Origin of the sequence: Mesorhizobium loti (assembly GCA_014189435.1) — a bacterium.
Lineage (GTDB): Bacteria > Pseudomonadota > Alphaproteobacteria > Rhizobiales > Rhizobiaceae > Mesorhizobium > Mesorhizobium loti_G.
This window is the reverse complement of record CP050293.1, coordinates 2,092,628-2,113,347: the sequence shown is the minus strand read 5'-3', so window position 1 is coordinate 2,113,347 and position 20,720 is coordinate 2,092,628. Positions and strand designations below refer to the sequence as shown.

Genomic DNA, 20,720 nt, shown 5'->3' with positions numbered 1-20,720 from the left:
AAATCCACCAACAAGATGACGGGCGGGACCGAACCCGCCCGTCTGCTTTCAAGTCTACTTGAAGGCCGTCTCGACCTTAAGCGCGCCGCTGACGACTTTTGCCTTCGCCTCGTCGATCTTCGCCTTTACCGAGGCCGGCACCAGGGCATCGTTGTAGACCAGGCCGACGCCGTTGTTGGCGAGGCCGTAGATCTTGAGCTTGCCGAACTCGGCCTTGCCGTCGCGGACCTGCCCGATCGAGTCGTAGATCGAGTTGCCGATCTGCTTCAGCATCGAGGCAAGGACGTTGTCGGGGTGCAGTCCGTTCTGGTCGGAATCGACGCCGATCGCATATTTCTTGGCGTCCGCCGCACCCTTCAAGATGCCGAGGCCCGCGGGACCGGCGACGTTGTAGACGACATTGGCGCCATTCTCGATGGCGGTCTTGGTGAGGTCGTAGGCCTTCTGGGCATCGTTGAAATTGCCGATGAAGATCACCTGGACTTCGATGTTCGGCACCACCGTCTTGGCGCCCTGCTTGAAGCCGACGATGAAGTCCTGGATGACCGGCAGATCCATGCCGGCGACCACCGCGATCTTCGGCTCACCGGAGGAAAGCGGGAACTCCGCCTTGTCCGTCGCCGCGATCGCCGCGAGCGCTCCGGCGAGATAGGATCCCTCGTTCTGCGCGTATTTCACCGAAAGAACGTTCGGCAAATCCAGTTGATCGTCGAAGAAGACATATTTCTGTTCGGGATGCTGCGGTGCGACCGCCGCCAGATTGTCGTGCATGTTCGGCCCGGTGAAGATGATGTTCCATTCACCGGAATTGGAGACCGCCTCGAGATTCTGGCGCCACAATTGCGGATCGCTCGGCGAGGCCTGCAGCAGACGCGTGCGCACGCCGTCAGCCTCCGCACGCGCAAAGCCGGTTGCGGCATTGTCGTTGAAACCCATGTCGCCCAGATTGTCGCTCATCACATAGACGGCGCTGAGCTTGTCTGCCGCGTTGGCCACGCCCGCCATGATCGCGACGGACAGCAATCCGCCGGCGACGCCGGCCAGTAACTTCGAAAGGATTCTCATCATCATCGTGTTCCCTGTTGTTGTATCGTTTGATGTGCTGCTGGAATTGCCTTGCTTGCTTCGACATCGCCGAGTTGGAGTGCCGCGATCGACGCGATCGACGCCAAAAGAGCCTCCTGCGTGGCCGCGACGTCGAACTCGATCACCACGTCGCAGTTGGCGGGTTTGTCGGACCTGCCGAGAAAATCGACGACGGTACGGCCATAGTTCAGTCCCGGCGCCGTCTCGATGTCGACGCGGGCCCTGACGGTTCTCGCAATCCCCGGCTGCGCCGCCACGAGCACGGCGCAGGGATCATGCAGCGGCGCTTCGGCCGGCGTGAGCACATTCGGCCGGTGCGTTGCGCGCAGCGACGCCAGCAATTCCGCGGCCAATTTCGCGGCGGGCGCGCCAAGTGCCGCGACGCGATCGATCAGCGCGTTCGTGATCGGTACGGTGCCACTGGCGTCCACCGGGACCATGGTCAACGCAATGCCCGAGCCATAGACGATCGCCGCCGCCTCGGGATCGCACAGGATGTTCCATTCGGCTGCCGCCGTCTTCGTCCCCAGACCCCACGCACCGCTCAGCGTGACGATCCTGCCGATCAGCGGCTGGATCTGCGGGTAGCGGCGCAAGGCAAGGGCAAGATTGGTCAGCGGTCCGGTCGTGACGATCGTCAGGCCGGGATGCGCGGCAGCCTCGGCTGCAATCCGGTCGACGGAATGCCGCGGGTCCAGTTCGACGCGCCCCAGATCGTCGCGAGCGGGGTCGAGCGCGCTCTCCATATCGAGAATGCGGGCGATCAGGCGCTCGCGAAGCAGCGGCCCGACCGAGCCTTCGCAGACGGGCGCAACCAGCGGATAAGCCGCTGCGACGGTAATTGCTGCATTGATCGCGGTCCGGTCGCTCGCAAGATGCCCGGCCCCTGTGGTTACGGCCAGAAGCCGAACGGCCGGATGCCCCAGCGCGGCCAGGATGGCGAGTGCGTCGTCGTTGCCGGGGTCGCAGTCGTGCAGAAGGTCAAGCATCGGCGCCGTCAACCGCGACCTGTCCAGGCGACGAGATTGCACCACATGGCCTTGTAGCCGGGCCAGTTGGTGAATTCGGCGGGACACCAATGCGGGCTGCAGTCCGACATGAAGGCAGCGGTGCGGCCCTTGCCATGCTCGGTCAAGGCCAGAAGCGGATCGTCGCCGATCGTCGCCAGCAGCTCCGCGCCTTGCGCCAGCGTCACGCGATTGTAGCCGAGCAAGGCCGGCAGCGGCCCCTGCACCCCATGGAGCACAGGATGGGCATCGCGGACGATTGTGCCGACAACGCCTTCGGGATGTTCGCGCCGGTCGTCCGTCGCCATGAGGCGAACGGGAAGACAGGTCTCGACCGGCGTATCCTTCCAGCAGCCCTTGGCCTCGATGCCGGTGAAGGTCAGATAGCCGCCGACCATGATCAGTCCGCCACCGCCCTTCACGTAGTCCGCGATCACGTCCAGCCTGTTGGGCGACCGCTGCGCGTGCAGCCAGGTTTTTGGCGCGAGCAGCAGCGTGTTGGCGCCGATGTCGCTCAGGATCACGGTCGCGTATTTCCGCAACCCGTCGACGGTGTCGGGAAAATCCGTGGGGGCGGCATGGTTCTGGATGACATCGACCTGGTAGCCGCCGGCCTCGAGCGCGGCCTTGAGGATGGAATAGCCCTCGCCGAACGATGTCGTGGTGAAGGAATCAAACCCCTTGGTGTGCGTCGCCGTCGTGAACCAGGTCTCGCCGACGATCAGGATCCTCTTGCCATTCATCGCATTCTCCAGACTTGGTCGCGTCGCTTATCGGAGGCTGGTGGCACCTGGGCGACGGACCAGATGCTCGACATTGCCTCGTTTAGATGCTATCTACACGAGTAGAATTGGTCTTGCAAGCACGGTTAGCCGAAGTGCCGGCGCAAAAAGAGTGTCCTGCCACAGGCTGGACGCGACGGGATCTCTGCGCCACGCTGCGTGCGCAGATGAGAGCGAAAGGGTGTTCGAATGCCGCTGTACCGTCAGTTCGAAACGCAGGAACAGCTCGACTGGGAGTACAGGCCGGAGCTCAGGATAGACGACCCCAAGGCGTTCGAGAAAATCATCGCCGGCCGCATTGCGGAGGCCGAAGCGGCGAGAAAAACCCTCCACCGCACGCCCGACGTCCCCTACGGGCCAACCCGCATGGAGAAGCTCGATATCTATCCCGCCAACAAGGCCGGCGCGCCGATCGTGGTCTTCATCCATGGCGGCTACTGGTTCGACGGCCGCCTGAAAAAGGAGAACTACATCTGGGTGGCCAAGGGCTTTACCGGCAATGACGTCACCACCGTCATCATCGACTACGACGTTTGCCCAAAGGTCACCGTCGACGAGATCGTGCGGCAGTGCCGGGCCGCGATCGCCTGGACCTACAAGAACGCCGCCACGTTCGGCGCCGACGGCAACCGCATCTATGTGACCGGCAACTCCGCCGGCGGCCATCTGACCGCGATGATGGCGGTGACCGATTGGGCCAACGACTACGGGCTGCCGGCGGACGTCATCAAGGGAGGCTGCCCGATCAGCGGCCTCTATGACATCGAACCCTTCCAGTACACGTGGATCCAGCCGAAGATACAGTTCAACGGCCAGCAGATCAGGCGCAACAGCCCGATACTGCACGTGCCGCACAATGGGATACCGCTGCTCGTCAGCTGGGGTTCCAACGAGAGCACGGAATTCTGGCGGCAATCGCAGGAGTTCTGCGCCGCCTGGCAGGCGATGGGCAACAAGGCCGAGGCCCTTCCGCAGGAAGGCTGCGATCATTTCACCGCCATCAGTGCCTTTGCCGACAAGGAAAGTTCCTTCTTGAAGCAGATCGTGAAACACATGCATGAATGCTGGGCCTGAGGACACGGAAAGTCGGTTTCCCGGGAGCAAGGCAGGTGTGATGGTCACCCGATCGGATGTTGCAAGGCGCGCCGGAACCTCGACAGCCGTCGTAAGCTATGTCGTCAATGACGGCCCCCGGCCCGTCGCCGCCGAAACAAGGCAGCGCGTGCTCGACGCCATCGCCGCGCTCGGCTATCGCCCGAACCGCGTCGCCCAGGCCTTGCGAGGGCAACGCTCGCGCGTCCTCGGCCTGATCGTCCCCGACATCTCAAACCCATTCTACGCCGAACTGGCCCGGGTGATCGAGAACTGCGCCGACCTCTCGGGATATACGCTCGTGCTCGGCAACAGCGAGCAGGATGCGCATCGTGAGCTGCGCTATGTCCGCACCTTTCTTGACCGGCAGGTCGATGGCCTCTTTCTGATCAGCGGCAGCAGCTCCGATGAATTGACCGCCCTGTTCTCGGAGATTGCCATTCCCTTCATCCTGCTCGATCGCCGCCTCAACTATGCGCCGAACGCCTTTCTGCTCGCGACCGACAGCTTTGCCGGCGCGGTCACCGCAACGCGGCATCTTCTCTCGCTCGGCCACACCGACATAGCAGCGCTTTGCGGCCCCGTTCGAGTGCCAAGCGAGCGCGCACGAGGATACGCGCATGCAATGGTCGATGCGGGCCTCAAGCCGGTCCTGCATCACAGTCAGGAGTACGACCGCCAGTCATCCTATGAACTGGCCCGTGTCATATTGGCGGCGCCGGAAAGGCCGAGCGCCATCTTTGCCACCTATGATCTGGCCGGGATCAGCATTTTACGCGCCGCGGCGGATCTGGGGCTGAAACCTCCAGCTGACCTTGCCGTCGTCGCCTATGACAACATCCTGGAAGGACAATACACCGTCCCTCGCCTGACGACGGTCGCCCAGCCAACCGAAGAGCTGGGCAGCAGCGCCACCAGACATCTCATCGGCCTGGTCGAAGGCAACATCGAAGTCAAATTTGGGATGGAATTCATCGTGCCAAGGCTGATCATACGGGAAAGCTGTGGCGGAACCCGCAACTAGAGCAATTCCAGGAAAGTGCGAAACGGTTTTCCGTCCGGAATTGCGTCAAATCAACGGGATAGAGCGGTTTGGCGTTTCCGTTAAACGGTAAACCGCTCTAAGGCTTGTTGAGATTCAGCGTGAGTTTATGACGGCGGCTGCGAGATTGATGAAGGCTGCAAAGCTCTGATCGGTTTTGTCGGCGCGCATGGCGATACGCTTGAATTCCTTGAGCTTGCAGAAGAAGTTCTCGATCAGATGGCGCCATTTGTAGAGTTCCTTGTCGAGCGGCAGGGGAAAAGTACGACGTGAGTGCTGTGAAATAACGATCTTGGCGCCGCGCTCATTCAGGTCGGCAATGATGGTGTTGCTGTCGAAGGCTTTGTCGGCGATCAAGCCGCCGAAACAGACACCATTGATGAGCGGTGCAACACCCACCGTGTCGAACCGCTGGCCGGGCAGAAGAACAAAGCGCACAAGATTGCCAAGTGCATCGGTGAGTGCCAGGATTTTAGTTGTCATGCCGCCTTTGGAGCGGCCTATGGCCTGGCTTTGAGTCCCCCTTTTGCGCCCTGTCCATGGCGGTGGACCTTGACGATGGTAGCATCAACCATGGCGTATTCCATGTCCGGCTCATCCGAGCAGGCCTCGAAAAGCCGAATGAAAACATCGGCTTTGACCCAATCGCGGTATCGCTTGAAAACCGTGTTCCAGCTCCCGAAGAAGGCTGGGAGGTCGCGCCACGGACTTCCTGTCCGCACGATCCAAAGCAACGCTTCGATGAAGCGGCGATTGTCACCACCACTTCGTCCGGGATCGGCTGGTTTACCCAGACAATGCGGTTCCATCTTCGCCCATTGGGCGTCCGTCAACACAAGTCGTTCCATCCAAAGCTTGAATCACAATCCAAGCTCAGGGGGAATCCCGAATCTCAACAAGCCTTAGGCGGCCATGCCCGTGGCACGCGATAAAGCAGGCCCTGCCCCGAACGTCGATCACGCCGGCCGATCAAACAAGATGCAGAAATTTTGCCTGCACAATCTTTTGCCGAAAATTTGAAAATTGTTCAATCACAGAACGAACGATCCCAAAAACTGCTTTTACCCGGTGTAAGATTCCAAGAATGACGAACGCCGTCCAATTTTTTAGAAGATAATTCCGTTGAGGCGTCGCATTTTCGCTGCTACCGTTTTGAAACGCTTCAATTGGAACTCTGCAAGTGCAACGCAAGCGCCCGACCATAGCAGATGTCGCACGAACCGCCGGTGTCTCCATCGGCACGGTATCGAACTTCATCAATGGAACGGCCAGCCTGAAGGAAGGCACGCGCGACCGCATCGAAAAGGCGGTTGCCGCGCTGATGTATCGGCCGAGCTCCTTTGCCCGCTCACTGCCGGGCCGCGCACCGCACAGGCCGAAAAACCTCGACCATCTGCCAAGACTCCTGGTCGCCGGTCGGGTGAGTGTCGACTTCCTGTGCCGCGTCGACGTGTTGCCGCATCGCGACGACCGCATCACCGCCAGCCATATCGAAAAGGCGTTGGGCGGGCCGGCGGCCAATCTCGCGGTTGCCGCCGCCGGCGTCGGTGCCCCCTACGCTCTTGACGTCGAACTGGCGACGGCAGTCGGTGAGGACCCGGAGAGCGACTGGGCGCTCGGCGCGCTTTCGAAACTGGGCGTCCACGCTCTGCCGATCCGCAGCACGCCCAACAACCGCCTCTCGCAGGCGATCGTGATCATCGAGCGCAACGGCAGCCGGACGATCATCAGCGAACCGTTCGAGCTTGGCGAAGTCGACCTGACCGCCAATCTGGATATCCAGCCCCAGCAGCGTCCGGCCTGCCTTCATATCGAAGGCTTCCACTATGAGACGATGACCGCCTCCATTGCGCGCTTTCATCAGGCCGGCTGGAAGGTGAGCCTGCATTCGGCTGGCCTGCCGAAAAGCGCGCGCACGCCGGAAACCTTTACGCAGATGGTCAAACAGATCGACCTGACCTTTATCAACGACGTGATGATGCGGGAGATTTTCGACTTCCGCACCCGCATCGCGTCAATGATCGAAGAAGTGCGGCTGATGCTGTCACGCATCAAGGCGCGCGGGACGGTGGTGCTCACCCTCGGCGAATTTGGCGCGGTCGTCTTTCCGGCAAATGGCGGCCCGCAGATCGAGGTGCCGGCACTGCCGGTCAATCGCGTCGATGCAACAGGCGCCGGCGACAGCTTCGCCGGCATCTTCCTCAGCCTCTGGCTGCACGGCGCGTCGCTGGACGATGCCGCGCGCTATGCGGCGATCGGCGCAAGCCTGACGACAACAGTCGAAGGCGCGCAGGGTTACATTGCGGACTTTACGACATTGCAGGCTGCCGCCCTGGCGAACAACGCCATGATGGCAAGCTGAATCAATGGCTTATCGACTTTTTGACATCCAGCAGACAGCCGTCCCATCCGGCGAAATCAGGAGAGCATGATCATGGCGAAAACAAAAGTCCTTCTGGTCGGCGAGAGCTGGATGAGTTCGGCAACCCACTACAAGGGCTTCGATCAGTTCGGCAGCGTCACCTTTCATCTGGGCGCAACACCCCTGGTCGACGCCTTGAAAGACAGCGAATTCGATCTCGACTACATGCCCGCCCATGAGGCCGTCGAGAAGCTGCCTTTCACCATGGAGGGCCTGTCGCAATACAGGGCGATCATCCTGTCCGATATTGGCGCGAACTCGCTGCTGCTTCATCCCGACGTCTGGCTGCATGGCAAGACGGTGCCCAACCGGCTCAAGCTTCTGCGCGACTGGACGCAGGCGGGCGGCGGCCTGATCATGATCGGCGGCTACTTCAGCTTCCAGGGCATCGACGGCAAGGCGCGCTGGCATCGCACGGCGGTCGAGGACGCGCTGCCGGTGACCTGCCTTCCCAACGACGACCGGCTCGAAATTCCCGAGGGCTTTCGCCCCGAGATCACTGGCCCCAGGGATCACCCGATTTTTGCCGGCATCGAAGGCGAGTGGCCGCTGCTGCTCGGCGCCAACGAGGTCATCGCCCGTGATCGGGACGATGTCGAGGTTCTGGCACGGCTGCCGCAGGACCAGGGCGGCCATCCCCTGCTGGTCACCGGGCGCCATGGCAAGGGGCGCACACTGGTCTGGACATCGGATATCGGCCCGCACTGGCTGCCGAACAGTTTCGTCGAATGGCCTGGTTACGCCAGCCTTTGGACCAACGTGCTGCGCTGGGTCAGCAAGGCTGTCTAATGCATGTCGCCCAAAAGCGCGCAGCGGTTTTGGGGCAAACGACATGCATAAAAACAAAGACAAGCTGATCAGCACCACCGGGGAATCGCCATGACAGAACCCTTTCTTGTCGCCAGAAACATCGCCAAGCGCTTCGGCGCGCTGACCGCGCTGGCAAATGTCAACCTGGAGATCCGCTCCGGCGAGGTGCTGGCGCTTCTCGGCGACAATGGCGCGGGCAAATCGACCTTCATCAAAATCCTGGCGGGCGCTCATCCACCCAGTGATGGGGAACTCGTCATCGAGGGAAACCCGGTCGCCTTTCACTCGCCCAAGGATGCGGCAGCATCCGGGATCGCGACGATCTTTCAGGAACTGGCGCTCTCGGAGAACCTGTCGATCGCCGAAAACGTCTTTCTCGGCCGCGAATTGAAACGCTCCATTTTCGGCATTCCCTTTCTCAAGCGCAAAGAAATGCGCCAGCGTGTCGACGGCCTGCTGAAAGAACTCGACGCCCACATTTCCGATCCGGAAGCACCGGTCGGCAGCCTGTCGGGCGGTCAACGCCAGGCTGTCGCCATCTGCCGCGCGCTTAATCTGAACGCCAGGCTGGTCATCATGGATGAGCCGACGGCAGCCCTTGCCGTTGCCGAGACGCGCAAGGTCCTGGCGCTGACGCGGCGGCTTGCCGCGCGCGGCTGCGCCGTCGTCCTCATCAGCCACAACATTTCCGAGGTCTTCGAGGTTGCCGACCGCATCGTGGTGTTCCGGCGCGGCCGCAAGGTGGCCGAACGGCTGGCCGCCGACACCAATCACGAGGAAGTCGTTTCGCTCATAACAGGCGCTCATCCCGACGTGCGGGCGCTCGAAAAAACAAACTGAAACGCACGTCATTTCCAGAGAGGATCAAACCACAATGCTTTCACAGTTCAAGAAAGTGCTCGCAGCCTCCGCACTGTCACTCGTCGTAGCGACGGCAGCGCATGCCGCCGACAAACACAAAGTCGCCTTCGTCCCGCAGCTGATCGGCATCCCCTACTTCAACGCCATGGAAGCCGGCGGCAATCGCGCCGCCAAGGACCTCGACGTCGACTTCATCTATTCCGGTCCCGTCGACACCAACCCGGTCGACCAGCTGCAGATCGTCCAGAACCTGATCGATCAGGGTGTCGAGGCGATCTCGGTCAGCGTCCTCGATGCCTCCAGCATCGCGCCCGTTGTCGAGAGCGCCAAGGCGAAGGGTATAAAACTGTTCACCAGCGACAGCGATGCACCCGACAGCGGCCGCGCTGTCTATGTCGCCCAGGCGACCGACGAAGGCCTCGGCACGACGATCGTCGACGAACTCGTCAAGCGCGTTGGCGAGGACGCGACAATCGGCATCGTTTCCGGCGAAGCAACGGCCTCCAATCTCAACGCCTGGATCGGCTTCATGCAGAAAGAGGCCACCGCCAAGTATCCAAAGCTGAAGCTGCTCGCGCCGCAATTCGCCGGCGGCACGGCCGAGCGCGCCGCGCAGATCTCCGGCGATCTGATGGCCGCCAACCCCGATATCAAGGCCATCATCGCCGTTGCATCCTCGACATGCCCGGGCGTTGCCCAGGCCATCGAGACCGCCGGCAAGATCGGCTCCGTCATCGGCGCCGGCTACTGCAGCCCGAACACGGCACGCTCCTATTTGAAGAGCGGCGCCTTCGGCTTCACGGTGCTCTGGGATCCCGAACAGCTCGGCTATCTCACGGTCTGGGCCGGCAAGCAGCTGATCGACGGCAAGACCTTCGAGGCGGAGAACAAGATCGCCGGCCTGGAAAAGCCCGTCACCTATGACGCCGCCAAGGGCATTCTGCTGCTCGGGCCGCCGGCCATCTTCACCAAGGACAATGTCGACAAGTTCAACTTCTGAGCTGTGACATGAACGCGGTGCGACAGTTTGGAAACGGTGTCTTCTCCATGAACGGGCGGGAGTGGTCTCTGCTTGTCGCCTGTTTGCTGGCGATCGTCATCTTCTCCGTCGCATCGCCCCACTACGCCACATCAGGCAATGCAGCCACGGTCCTGCGCAACAGCGTCGAGCTGCTGCTGATCGGCCTTGGCATGACCTTGCTGCTCGCCATGGGCGGTATCGATGTCTCGATCGGCATCGTCATGGGGCTCGCGGCCATCGCCATCGGTCGCGTGCTCGGCGCCGACGGCAGTCCGCTGCTGGCGCTCGTCATAGGCCCGCTGGTCGGCGCGCTGCTCGGCTGTGTCACAGCCGCCGTCGTCGTTCTCGGCCGCGTTCCGGCGATTGTCGGAACGCTCGGCCTGCTCGGCGTCTACCGCACCGCTGTTTGTCCTTCTCGGCGGGCAATGGCTTTCCGGACTGCCCTCGAGCCTCACAAATCTGCTTGCAACCACCGCGCTCGGCGTCCCCGTCCCTGCGCTGGTGATTGCCGTTGCCTATCTGGCCGTCTGGCTGGCCTTGCGGCGAACCCCCTATGGGCTGCATTTGCTGGCGATCGGCAATTCGGAGGAGAAGGCGCGCCTGTCAGGCATCCCGGTGATCAAGGTCCGCTTTATGACCTTCGTCATCAGCGGCGTGCTGACCGGCATTGCCGCCACGTTCTATGTCGCCACCTACCGCAATGTGGAAATGACGATCGGCAGCACGCTGGCGCTCGATGCCATCGCGGCGGTCATTCTTGGCGGCACCAGCATCTTGGGCGGCAAATGCAGCCTGATCGGCACCGTGCTCGGCGTGCTTCTGCTTAGAATTCTCCAGAACGGATTGCTTTTGATCGGCGTGCCCTCGCTCTGGCAGCCGGTCGTGACCGGCGTTCTCATCATCGGCGTGCTCGGCTTCGAAGCCGTTTCCAACCGCTTCCCATTGGCCCAGCTCCGGCGAGCCCGCGCATGAAGACGCTCCGGAATTTGCAGGGACCCGCCCTCACCTTGGCACTGCTGTGCGGGCTTTGGCTGATCGTGATTGTTGGCCTGCTGGCGCTCAAGCCTGCGGTCTACAATCTCGGCACCGTCACCACCGTCCTTCAGTTCTCGACGATCCTGGCCCTGGTCGGCCTTGGACAAGGACTGGTCATCATGGCCGGTGGCGCCGGCATCGACCTCTCGGTCGGCGGCGCGGTGTCGCTGTCCGCCATCGTCGCGATGCTTTGCCTCAAGCTGGGATTACCGCCGGTCCTGCTGCCTGTCGTCTGCATCCTGGCCGGCGCGACGCTCGGTGCCTTGAACGGATGGCTGGTGAACGGGCTCGCCCTTCTCCCCTTCATCGCAACGCTCGGCACCTTCTTCGTCTATTCCGGCGCAGCACTTGCCGTCACCGGCGGCGCCGCCCAGGCGGGCGTGCCTCCATGGCTTCTCCTGTGGGGGCGCGGCGTCGTCATGGGCATTCCCCTGCCCTTTCTCACCCTTGCCATCCCCTGCTTTGCGCTGGCCGGCCTGGTGCTGCTCTCGACGGCCTGGGGGCGCTGGATCTACGCCATGGGCTTCAACGAACGCTCGGCCAGGCTGGTCGGTATTCCGGTCGATCGCGTTCGCTTCATCCTCTACGCCCTGAGTGGCGCGCTCGCCGGCGCCGCCGGGCTCGTCTCGATCGCCTGGCTCGGCAGCGGCAGGCCCAATATCGGCCAGAACCTCGAACTCGAATCACTGACTGCCGCCATGCTGGGAGGCATCGCCATCACCGGCGGGCGTGGCGGCGTTGGCGGCGTGTTCGCGGCCGTCCTGCTGCTGGTCACGCTAAAGACCGGCCTTCTGCAACTGAACATCAACACGGTTTGGCAGGTGGGGATTGTCGGCGCCCTTCTGGTTTTCGTCCTTCTCGCCGACCGACTTTCCCAACGTTGGAGATCATGATGCCGTCCATGGAAGAGATCATTGCCGCGCGCGTCGAAGCAAGTGCTGACCGTATTGTCGAAACGCTGAGCGATCTCGTCGCCTTCCCCTCGATCGTGAAATCCAACCCAAAGGAGGCCGGGCCCGGCGAGCGCGATTGCCAGCTGTATCTGCAAAAACGCATCGAGGCGCTCGGCTTCTCGACCGATCTGTGGGACCCGGATGGCCCGGCACTCTACGAAAAATACAAGGGGCGCGCCGGCGCCAACAAGGGCAGGACGTTCGAGGGCCGGCCCAATCTCGGCGGCGTCTTGAAGGGCACCGGCGGCGGGCGGTCCATCATGCTCACCGGCCATATCGATGTCGTCCCGCCGGGCGCCGCCGGCCACTGGACAACCGACCCGTTCCAGCCCGTCCTCAAGGACGGATTTCTGCACGGCCGCGGCACGGTTGACATGAAAGGCGGCGTCGCCTGCATGCTGATGGCCGTTGAGATCCTGAAGGGACTCGACATTCCCTTGTCGGGCGACGTCGTCTTCACCACCGTCGTCGACGAGGAGATCGGCGGCATGGGCTCGCTGGCCATGGTTGATCGCGGCTTCCACGCCGACGCCGGCATCATGACCGAACCAACCGCGAACAAGATCGCACCGCTCTGTCACGGCATTCTGTGGGGCAAGATCATCATCGACGGCATCGGAGGCCATGCGGAACTGACGCCCAATGCCTGGTATTCGAGCGGCCCGGTCGATGCGGTCCAGCTTTGCCGGCAAATCCTCGACGGCATCGACATCCTCAACCGGCGCTGGATGTTCGATCCCCGAAAGAACCATCCGCTGATGGACCTGCCCAACCAGATCATCGTCACCCAGATGAGCGCCGGCGAACATCCCTCCTCCATGGCAGGGCGCGGCGAGATCATCATCGACGCCCAGTATCTGCCAAGCGAGCATGACGAGTTCAAACTGGGCGGCAACGTCAAACGCGAAATCGAAGAGCACATCGCCAATGTCTGCCAGGCGGACCCCTACCTGCGCCGGCACCCTGCCCGCGTCGAGTGGATCCTCGACGCCGACTGCGCCGAAATCCCGTCGGACAATCCGTTTGTCGGCGTCTTCCAGGAGGCCGTCAGGCAAGCCAACCTGTCGCCGGTGCTGAGTGGTTTTGGCGCGCACAGCGACATCGGCCTGCCGACCGGCCTTGGCGAAACCCCGACCGTCAACTTCGGTCCTGGCGATCCGGCGCAGGCGCATCAGCCGAACGAACGCGTTTCGGTGCGCGATCTCGTCGATTGCACCAAGGCAATTGCAATTGCCGTCGAAAAATGGTGCCGCTAGCAGCGGCAACACAAATCGGGCGCTGCAGCTGATTTGAGCGCCATTCATCTCTTCAGGACCTGAAGACCGGCATGCGGACATGGGCGGAGGGCCGATAGGTCACCCGCGTCCCCAGACCTGCGACCTCTGTTCCCCGGTCAAGCAACCGGTTCACGGCGGCTTCCGCGATCGTGGTCGCCAGCCGATCGCTTGGGCAGGCATGCACGCCGGCGCCGAACTCCATATATCGTCTATGGTCGCGAAACATGTCGAAGCGATCCGGATCGGGGTTGAGTGCTGGATCGCGGTTGGCCGCGGCCAAGGTGACGATGATCATGTCATCCGCCTGCATCGCCTGCCCGGCCACGACGCCATCGCGGGCCACGAAGCGAAGGGTGCTGTGCGTTATCGGATCGAACCGCAGCACCTCTTGGATAACCTGCCCAAGCAGCGTGCGGTCGCCGCGAACGGCCGCCAGCGCATCGGGATGGCGCGCCAGCGCGACAAGCGTCGAGCCGATCAGCGCTGACGTTCCGGCAAAGCCTTGCGCCATCAACCCTATGCCGTTGGCGACCACCAGATCCGCATCCAGCCGGCCTGAACGGGCCGCTTGCCGCGACAGCACGGCAAAGAGCGAACCGTCATCGTCGCGCAGAGCCCCAAGCATGCCGCGAAACAGATCGAGCAGCTTGGCAGAACTATCGGCGCCGGTTTGCAGAATGGCAGGGGTGAGCGATGGAACACCCGTAACCGCTGCCGTTGCAGCCGCGCCGTAGTCGCCCATCCAGCGTGAGACGTCCGAAAAGCTGGTAGCTGGAATCCCAAGCAGGCTCATGATGAATTGTGCCGGCAAGGCAGAGACGAACTGGTTCAGCCGCTCGCCGTCGGCCTCAGGCTTGACGGTTGCCGCCAGGTCTTTCGCCAGATCATCGGCAAGCTCAGTGACGCGTCGTTGGCTCAAGCCTTCGAGCGCGGTCGTCACGGTGCTTTTCAACGGACAGTGAATCTCTCCATCGTTCATCCGCACGAGGCGGCAGAAAATCTCGGCGACGGGCGTACCGATCAGCGGCTCGGGCACCGGGCTGACCGCCGGCCTCGTCAGGCAAAGCGGGCTGGTCAGCACAGCGTTCACCGCCGCCGCACTGACGGCGACCCACGGCCCGGCCGGCCCCTCTCGATAAATCGGCTCGCCCGATACCAGGCGCGCATAGAAGGGATAGGGATCGGCGTGCGCCGCCGCTGCCCGCACGTGTGTGGGCTCATCAGTGACCATGCCGCGCGGCATGGCCGAACCACGGCTCACTGTGTTGAGCGTCTCGGATGCGTCAGCATTGTCCTGCGGATTGGCCACGTCGAATCTCCTTCATAAAACCGATTGATCGACACCTGGCTGGCCTGCGCGTCTCGCCGCTCTCAATCCACGCGCCAGATCCTGCTTGAGATCCTCGATGTCTTCGAGGCCGATTTGCAGCCGGATCAGCGGGCCCTCGAAATCACCAGCGGCGAAGGTTCGATCCGCGAGATCGGCCTGCATGGCGAGGCTGCTATAGCCGCCCCAGGAAAAGCCCAGGCCGAATATCTTGAGTGCATCGAGAAATGCGTGCGCCTGTCGGTCGCTTGCAAGAACAATCGAGAAGACCCCGCTGGCTCCGGAGAAATCGCGCTTCCAGATGGCATGGTCGCGATGGCCCGAAAGGGCGGGATGGAGCACGCGCGCAATGCCCGGCTGATGCTCGAGCCATGACGCGATCTCGATCGCGCTTTTCTGATGATGGGCGAGCCGCACTCCCATCGTCCGCAGGCCACGCAGGACCTGATAGGTGTCATCGGGCGCAGCGGGAATCCCGAGCGCCAGGAACATCTCCCAGAGCCGTGACCAGGTGGCGGCATTGGCGGAGACCGTGCCAAGCAGCAGGTCGGCATGGCCGCCCGGATATTTCGTCGCCGCTTGGATCGAGATGTCGACGCCATGCTCGAGCGGCCGGAAGAACAGCGGTGTCGCCCAGGTGTTGTCCATCATGACCACGGCATTGCCGGCATGGGCGGCTCTGGCGATTGCCGGAATGTCCTGCACTTCGAATGTGTTGGATGCCGGAGATTCGGTGAAGACGACCTTGGTGTTGGACCGCAACAGCCGTTTGATGCCGGCACCGATGCGGGGCGCGTAATACTCGACCTCTACGCCCATGCGGCTCAGCACGAGATCGGCGAACTGGCGGGTCGGTGCATAGACGGAATCCGTGATCAGCGCGTGATCGCCGACCGACAGAAAGGCCAGCATTGGCAGGGCGACGGCCGCCTGGCCCGACGGAACCAGGACCGTGCCGGCTGAGCCTTCCAACGTGTCGATGGCACGGCAAAGTGCCTCGGTGGTCGGCGTTCCATGTGTCCCATAGATGTATTTCTGGTCCCGCTTCGCCATCGTTCGAGCGTCGGGGAAGAGCACTGTCGATGCATGCACCACAGGCGGATTGACGAACCCGAAATAGCCACTCGGCTCGTAACCGATATGCGCCAGCCGCGTGTTCATACCCGCCTGCGTCAGGCATTTTCCGTCAGGCATCATGTGATCTCTCGGCGGTTGCGCGGCTGGAATTGTGGCTTGCGGCATCAACGCAGAGGCGGCGCATATTGCAGACCGCCATTGGTCCACAACGCGTTGATGCCACGGGCGATCTTCAATGGGCTTCCGGCACCGACATTGCGTTCGAAGACCTCACCATAGTTGCCGACATGCTTGATGATGCGGGCAACCCAGTCGCTGTCGAGACCAAGGTCCGCGCCCAGCTTGCTGTCCGCCTCCTGGCCGAGCACACGCTTCACCTCGGGATTGCCGTTGACTTTCATGTCGTCGACATTGGCCTGGTCTATGCCCAATTCCTCCGCCGTCACCATCGCGTAATGCGTCCAGCTGACGATATCGAACCATTTGTCGTCGCCCTGGCGGACTGCCGATCCAAGCGGCTCCTTGGAAATGACCTCGGGTAGAACAATGTGGTCGGCCGGATTGGCAAGCGTCAGACGGACGCTGTACAGCGCCGACTGGTCAATGGTGACGACATCGCAACGCCCGGAATCATATGCGGACCGGATTTCCTCGAGCTTTTCAAAAACGACGGGATTGTACTCGATCTTGTTGGCCCTGAAGTAGTCGGCAACATTCAGCTCGCTGGTCGTGCCCGTCTGGATACAGACCGAAGCGCCGTCCAACTGCCGGGCCGACTTTACCCCGGGCAACTTCGCGGAATTGATCATGAAGCCTTGGCCGTCATAGTAGTTGACGGCGCGGAAATTCAGGCCAAGGGCCGTGTCGCGGTTGAGCGACCAGGTGGTGTTGTATTGCAGCATGTCGACCTCGCCCGACTGAATGGCCGTGAACCGCTCCTTGGCCGACAAGGGGAAGAACTTCACCGCCTTGGGGTCGTCGAAAATCGCGGCCGCCACCGCGCGGCACAGATCGACGTCGAGACCGGACCACTCGCCCTCGTCATTGGGTGCTGAAAACCCGGCAACACCTGTGCTGACGCCGCATTTGACGAAGCCGGTGGCCTTGACGTTCTCAAGCGTGTCCGCTGCCGCCGGCAGCACGAATGCAAGCAGCGGCACAGCAAGCACCAGTCTCAGCAACTTGGTCATTTTCATTCCCCCTTTGTTGTGTTGAGCACATGCATTTTCGATCGGAGCACTGGGCTACCGATCTCCACGCACTCGCGATCCGATTATCTTGAGAAGAGAGCGTTCAGCTCCTGCTGACCGATCTGGTCGGCCGCGAAAGTGATGGTGCCCTGGTCACACAATTCGCGGACACTGCGGCGAACAAGGCCAAGTGCCGATCGTGCTATGCTGCCGCCGAGGCTGACCCGTTTCACACCGATGTCGAGCAACGCCGGCACACTCAACGGAACGGTGCCCCAACCGATGACAATGTTGACCGGACCATTGATCTCGCGGACCAGGGTCCTGATCGTGTCCAGATCGTTGGGACCGCATGGATACACACAGTCGGCCCCTGCCTCGAGAAACAGGTTCGCGCGTCTTATGGCTATCTCCAGCGGATCAGGCAGACCGACAAGGAATGCGTCGATCTTGGCGTTCAGGACAAAGGCGCCGCCGCTTGCCTCGATCGCGGCTCTTGCCGCCCGTATGCGATCGACCGCAAGCCCCTCCTCGTAAAGGCCTTCGCTACGAGGGTTGTTGTCCTCGATGTTGCCGCCAGCCAGGCCCGCCGCCATCGCAAGGCTTACCGTTTCGGCAACCGATTGCGCATCGGCGCCGTAGCCGTCCTCTAGATCGCCATTCACCGGCAAGGCGACGGCGTCGACGATCTGCCGAAGTCGTTGGAACATCTCCTCGCGCGTCAGCACCGAGCCCGCATCGCGAATGTCAAAGTCAGGCTTGCCGAGTGAGAACGCGATGCCGGCACTGGTGGTGCCGATCGCCGGTACGCCGCCATCCGCCAGGACGACCGCGCTTCCCGCGTCCCACGCATTTGGCATGACGAAACCACGCTCGACCGAGTGTATCGCCTTGAACGCTTTCGCCTTCTCGATCTGTGTGGCCATCAGCGGATCTCCTCTGCAATTCACAAGCGAGGACACTGCTATTTGGCTTGACGGCATTCGTCCAATTTCTAATATCTCTCCACCTCATAGATTTTATTTATAGGCAAGAGATGGACGCCGAGGCACTGAACACGTTTCTGACGGTCTACCGGCAGCGTGGCTTTTCGACTGCAGCCCGCGTTCTGAACCGGACACAGCCGGCCATCTCGCATCGTATCAGCCTGCTGGAACAGGAACTTGGCATGCCGCTCTTCGAGCGGATGTCCAATGGCATTGCGCTAAGCCAGGCGGGGCGCGTCCTGCTGCCTTATGCGGAGCGCGCGCTTGCTGCCCTCCAAGATGCAGAGACAGCCGTACGAGCGCTCAAGACCGAAAATGCTGGCCCCGTGTCGCTGGCGGTCGTGGGCACTCTGGCCAGCACCAGCCTTACCGCCATCCTGAAGCGGTTCGCAGCCGGTCATCCCTCGGTGGACCTGGCGCTGCGGACGGTCCGCAGCACCGAAGTCAGCGATCTGGTGCGGCGCGGCGAAGCCACCATTGGCATTCGCTATGACCGGGATCGCTCAGCTGACCTGCGATATGACTGCCTTGGCGTGGAAAGATTGCTGGTCGTCTGCTCGACCGACCATGCCTTGGCCGGCCGTTCGATCCCGTCGCTCGCCGGATTGGTCGACGAGAGGTGGATAGCCTTCCCGGAAATCCCGGGACAGCGCGAGATCTGGGCTTCGCATGTGTTCAGCATTTTCCAGACGCTTGGGCTCGGCGACGTCGACTGGACGCCTGTCGACAGCCTGACCGCGCAGAAGCGTCTCGTCGAAGCAGGCTTTGGCCTCGCCTTGATGACAGAAAGCGGTGTCGCGGAGGAGCTCGCCGCCGGAACGCTCGTCGCCATCGACGTGGCGGACCTGACGCCCACCATTCCAATTTTTGTGGTGACGCGTCGTGGTGGTTTTTTGAGCGCCGCCGCTAGCAGATTGCTGGACCTGCTGGGCACGGGCTTTCTGGCCAAGGATTGAACAGCGGCTTCTTGGAGTTGGTTGAATGGACCGACCTCTAATCGCCGGCTGCACCCTTGCAATCGACGTCGAGAAATGGTGCCGCTGACGGCGACAACACTAACGGGACGGATGGACAATGGCTGAGCTCAGCAAGCAACCATGGCCCCTCGACAAGGAGCGCGCGGCGCTTCTGGTCATCGACATGCAAAGGGATTTCGTCGATCAGGGCGCCGTCATGGAGGTGGCGGCGGCGCGCCACAGCATTCCCGCCATGCGGCAAGTCATCGACCTCTGCCGCACGACAGGGATACCGGTCATCTATACCAGGCATGTTCTCAGCGACGGTTTCGATGTCTCGCCGCTGGAGACGACATATCAACCCAGGCTGAAGATATCAGGCATGCGCGAAGGCAGCCCCGGCATGGAGATCGTGGCCGAGCTTGCGCCGCTGCCTGGCGACGTCGTCGTCGACAAGCACCGCTACGACGCGTTCTACAACACGCGTCTCGACACGGTGCTGCGCAACATCCGCGGCACCGGCAAAGTGGACACGGTCATCATCATCGGCACTGTGACCAGCATCTGCTGCGAATCGACCGCGCGCAGCGCTTTCATGCGCGACTACAAAGTCGCCTTCATCGGTGATGCCAATGGCGGGCTGGACGAGCCCTCCCACAACGCGACGCTCGACGTTATCGGCAAGGTTTTCGGGCGCGTTTTGACGGCTGAGGAACTCGCGGAAGAGATTCGCAGCTGAGCGAGGCCCTTCTCAAAGGGTCGCGACGGCAAAAAAGGCGGCATTTTTCCCGTCAAGATAGTCGGCTCTAGAATTGCGACCCCAAATCAAGCTATGATGCGCTTGGTATTTCCCGGGACGGCTTCGCGCCCCTTGGAATACTGGGAGGAACGGGACATGGCCGTAGCGCTTGTACTCGTTTTGATCGTCGTGGGCTCAGTGTTGTTTCACCTCCTGAGCCCATGGTGGTGGACTCCGATTGCCTCGAACTGGGCCTATATCGACAACACCATCATCATCACCTTCTGGATCACCGGCGTCGTCTTCGCCGCCGTCGTCCTGTTCATGGCCTATTGCGTCTTCCGCTTCCGTCATCGGGAAGGAAACAGGGCGGCCTACGAACCGGAGAACAAGCGGCTCGAATCGTGGCTGACCATCGTCACCGCGGTCGGGGTCACGGCGTTGCTGGTTCCCGGCCTGTTTGTCTGGAGCCGGTTTGTCAACGTCCCGAGCGACGCAACCGACGTCGAAGTCGTCGGCCAGCAGTGGCAGTGGAGTTTCCGTCTGCCCGGCAAGGACGGCAAGCTTGGCACGTCCGACACCCGCGACGTCACCGCTGACAACCCGCTGGGCGTGATTGCCAGCGATCCCAATGGTCAGGACGATGTCGTGGTCGAAGCGGCTGATCTGCATCTGCCAATCGGCAAACCGGTCAAGATGCTGCTCCGCTCGATCGATGTGCTGCATGATTTCTATGTGCCGGAATTCCGCGCCAAGATGGACATGATCCCGGGCACGGTCACCTATTTCTGGTTCACCCCGACCAGGACCGGAACCTTTCAGGTCTTGTGCGCCGAACTTTGCGGCCAAGGGCATCCTTTGATGCATGGCGTGGTCATGGTCGACACGCAGCAAGACTACGTGGCCTGGCTTGGCCAGCAGCAGACTTTCGCCCAGTTGTCGGCACCCCAGCAAACGGGCTCGGCGGACCAGGCGTCGGGCAAGATGGCGTCAGGTTTGAAAATTGCAGCAAGGCTCGAAACGGTCGGGTCTCGCTGAAAAGGACACGGAGGTGTTC

General features: G+C 62.0%; 19 protein-coding genes and 1 pseudogene. 12 read left to right on the top strand and 8 right to left on the bottom strand.

The window, feature by feature from the left end:
* Positions 1–54 precede the first annotated feature (54 nt).
* The 3 genes from HB777_10190 to HB777_10180 are packed head-to-tail and all read right to left on the bottom strand — an operon-like array spanning position 55 to position 2,836.
* Entirely contained in the window at positions 55–1,068 is a 1,014-nt protein-coding gene (locus tag HB777_10190) for a BMP family ABC transporter substrate-binding protein (GenBank protein ID QND64240.1), read from the bottom strand.
* Positions 1,068–2,075 carry a pyrimidine-specific ribonucleoside hydrolase RihA gene (locus tag HB777_10185; GenBank protein QND64239.1) on the bottom strand — a complete coding sequence of 336 codons (1,008 nt, stop codon included), beginning with the start codon at positions 2,073–2,075 and terminating at the stop codon, positions 1,068–1,070. The genes HB777_10190 and HB777_10185 overlap by 1 nt, the downstream gene beginning before the upstream one ends.
* An 8-nt stretch (positions 2,076–2,083) precedes the next feature.
* Positions 2,084–2,836 carry a cytoplasmic protein gene (locus HB777_10180; protein QND64238.1) on the bottom strand — a complete coding sequence of 251 codons (753 nt, stop codon included), beginning with the start codon at positions 2,834–2,836 and terminating at the stop codon, positions 2,084–2,086.
* A 228-nt stretch (positions 2,837–3,064) separates the two neighbouring features.
* Between HB777_10180 and HB777_10175 the strand changes: the two genes are divergently transcribed.
* Together HB777_10175 and HB777_10170 are read left to right on the top strand one after the other, a co-directional pair.
* The gene (locus HB777_10175; GenBank protein ID QND64237.1) at positions 3,065–3,949 is read left to right on the top strand and encodes an alpha/beta hydrolase; all 885 of its coding nucleotides are present in this window, start codon (positions 3,065–3,067) and stop codon (positions 3,947–3,949) included.
* A gap of 40 nt (positions 3,950–3,989) precedes the next feature.
* The gene (locus HB777_10170; GenBank protein QND64236.1) at positions 3,990–4,991 is read left to right on the top strand and encodes a LacI family transcriptional regulator; all 1,002 of its coding nucleotides are present in this window, start codon (positions 3,990–3,992) and stop codon (positions 4,989–4,991) included.
* A 114-nt stretch (positions 4,992–5,105) separates the two neighbouring features.
* On the opposite strand, the gene HB777_10165 is transcribed toward HB777_10170, so the two are convergent.
* Positions 5,106–5,857 (bottom strand): IS5 family transposase gene (locus HB777_10165; GenBank protein QND64235.1). Its coding sequence is split into 2 segments (ribosomal slippage): positions 5,106–5,527 and positions 5,527–5,857, totalling 753 coding nucleotides; the frame shifts between segments, so codons are not numbered across the junction.
* 326 nt (positions 5,858–6,183) lie between these two features.
* On the opposite strand from HB777_10165, the gene HB777_10160 reads away from it, so the two are divergent.
* The 7 genes and pseudogenes from HB777_10160 (at position 6,184) to HB777_10130 (ending at position 13,367) form a co-directional block, all read left to right on the top strand.
* On the top strand, positions 6,184–7,371 hold the full coding sequence (locus HB777_10160; protein ID QND68725.1) for a LacI family DNA-binding transcriptional regulator: 1,188 nt from the start codon (positions 6,184–6,186) through the stop codon (positions 7,369–7,371).
* 72 nt (positions 7,372–7,443) lie between these two features.
* Positions 7,444–8,220, top strand: a complete 777-nt coding sequence (locus HB777_10155) for a cytoplasmic protein (GenBank protein QND64234.1) — start codon at positions 7,444–7,446, stop codon at positions 8,218–8,220.
* A gap of 90 nt (positions 8,221–8,310) precedes the next feature.
* Complete coding sequence (locus tag HB777_10150) at positions 8,311–9,081, top strand: sugar ABC transporter ATP-binding protein (protein QND64233.1); 771 nt, start codon at positions 8,311–8,313, stop codon at positions 9,079–9,081.
* Between the two features lie 34 nt (positions 9,082–9,115).
* Entirely contained in the window at positions 9,116–10,102 is a 987-nt protein-coding gene (locus tag HB777_10145; GenBank protein ID QND64232.1) for a substrate-binding domain-containing protein, read from the top strand.
* A 47-nt stretch (positions 10,103–10,149) separates the two neighbouring features.
* Positions 10,150–11,095: pseudogene (locus HB777_10140) on the top strand (ABC transporter permease).
* The gene (locus tag HB777_10135; GenBank protein QND64231.1) at positions 11,092–12,051 is read left to right on the top strand and encodes an ABC transporter permease; all 960 of its coding nucleotides are present in this window, start codon (positions 11,092–11,094) and stop codon (positions 12,049–12,051) included. The pseudogene HB777_10140 and the gene HB777_10135 overlap by 4 nt, the downstream one beginning before the upstream one ends.
* Positions 12,051–13,367, top strand: a complete 1,317-nt coding sequence (locus tag HB777_10130) for an ArgE/DapE family deacylase (protein QND68724.1) — start codon at positions 12,051–12,053, stop codon at positions 13,365–13,367. The genes HB777_10135 and HB777_10130 overlap by 1 nt, the downstream gene beginning before the upstream one ends.
* 52 nt (positions 13,368–13,419) lie before the next feature.
* Here the strand turns inward: HB777_10130 and HB777_10125 are convergent, their stop codons facing one another.
* The 4 genes from HB777_10125 to HB777_10110 form a co-directional block, all read right to left on the bottom strand.
* Positions 13,420–14,697, bottom strand: coding sequence for a cytochrome P450 (locus HB777_10125; protein ID QND64230.1), 1,278 nt, complete (start codon positions 14,695–14,697; stop codon positions 13,420–13,422).
* Positions 14,698–14,709: 12 nt separating this feature from the next.
* Complete coding sequence (locus tag HB777_10120; protein ID QND64229.1) at positions 14,710–15,912, bottom strand: cystathionine beta-lyase; 1,203 nt, start codon at positions 15,910–15,912, stop codon at positions 14,710–14,712.
* A gap of 44 nt (positions 15,913–15,956) precedes the next feature.
* On the bottom strand, positions 15,957–16,988 hold the full coding sequence (locus tag HB777_10115; protein ID QND64228.1) for an amino acid ABC transporter substrate-binding protein: 1,032 nt from the start codon (positions 16,986–16,988) through the stop codon (positions 15,957–15,959).
* Between the two features lie 77 nt (positions 16,989–17,065).
* Complete coding sequence (locus HB777_10110) at positions 17,066–17,908, bottom strand: isocitrate lyase/phosphoenolpyruvate mutase family protein (GenBank protein ID QND64227.1); 843 nt, start codon at positions 17,906–17,908, stop codon at positions 17,066–17,068.
* A gap of 110 nt (positions 17,909–18,018) precedes the next feature.
* Here HB777_10110 and HB777_10105 point away from each other — a divergent pair, with 110 nt between their 5' ends.
* The 3 genes from HB777_10105 to HB777_10095 all read left to right on the top strand — a co-directional run bounded on the left by HB777_10105 (position 18,019) and on the right by HB777_10095 (position 20,701).
* On the top strand, positions 18,019–18,924 hold the full coding sequence (locus HB777_10105) for a LysR family transcriptional regulator (GenBank protein QND64226.1): 906 nt from the start codon (positions 18,019–18,021) through the stop codon (positions 18,922–18,924).
* A 118-nt stretch (positions 18,925–19,042) separates the two neighbouring features.
* Positions 19,043–19,663, top strand: coding sequence for a cysteine hydrolase (locus HB777_10100; GenBank protein ID QND64225.1), 621 nt, complete (start codon positions 19,043–19,045; stop codon positions 19,661–19,663).
* 156 nt (positions 19,664–19,819) lie between these two features.
* A complete protein-coding gene (locus HB777_10095; protein ID QND64224.1) occupies positions 19,820–20,701 on the top strand; it encodes a cytochrome c oxidase subunit II in 882 nt (293 codons plus the stop codon).
* The last annotated feature ends 19 nt before the right edge of the window (positions 20,702–20,720 follow it).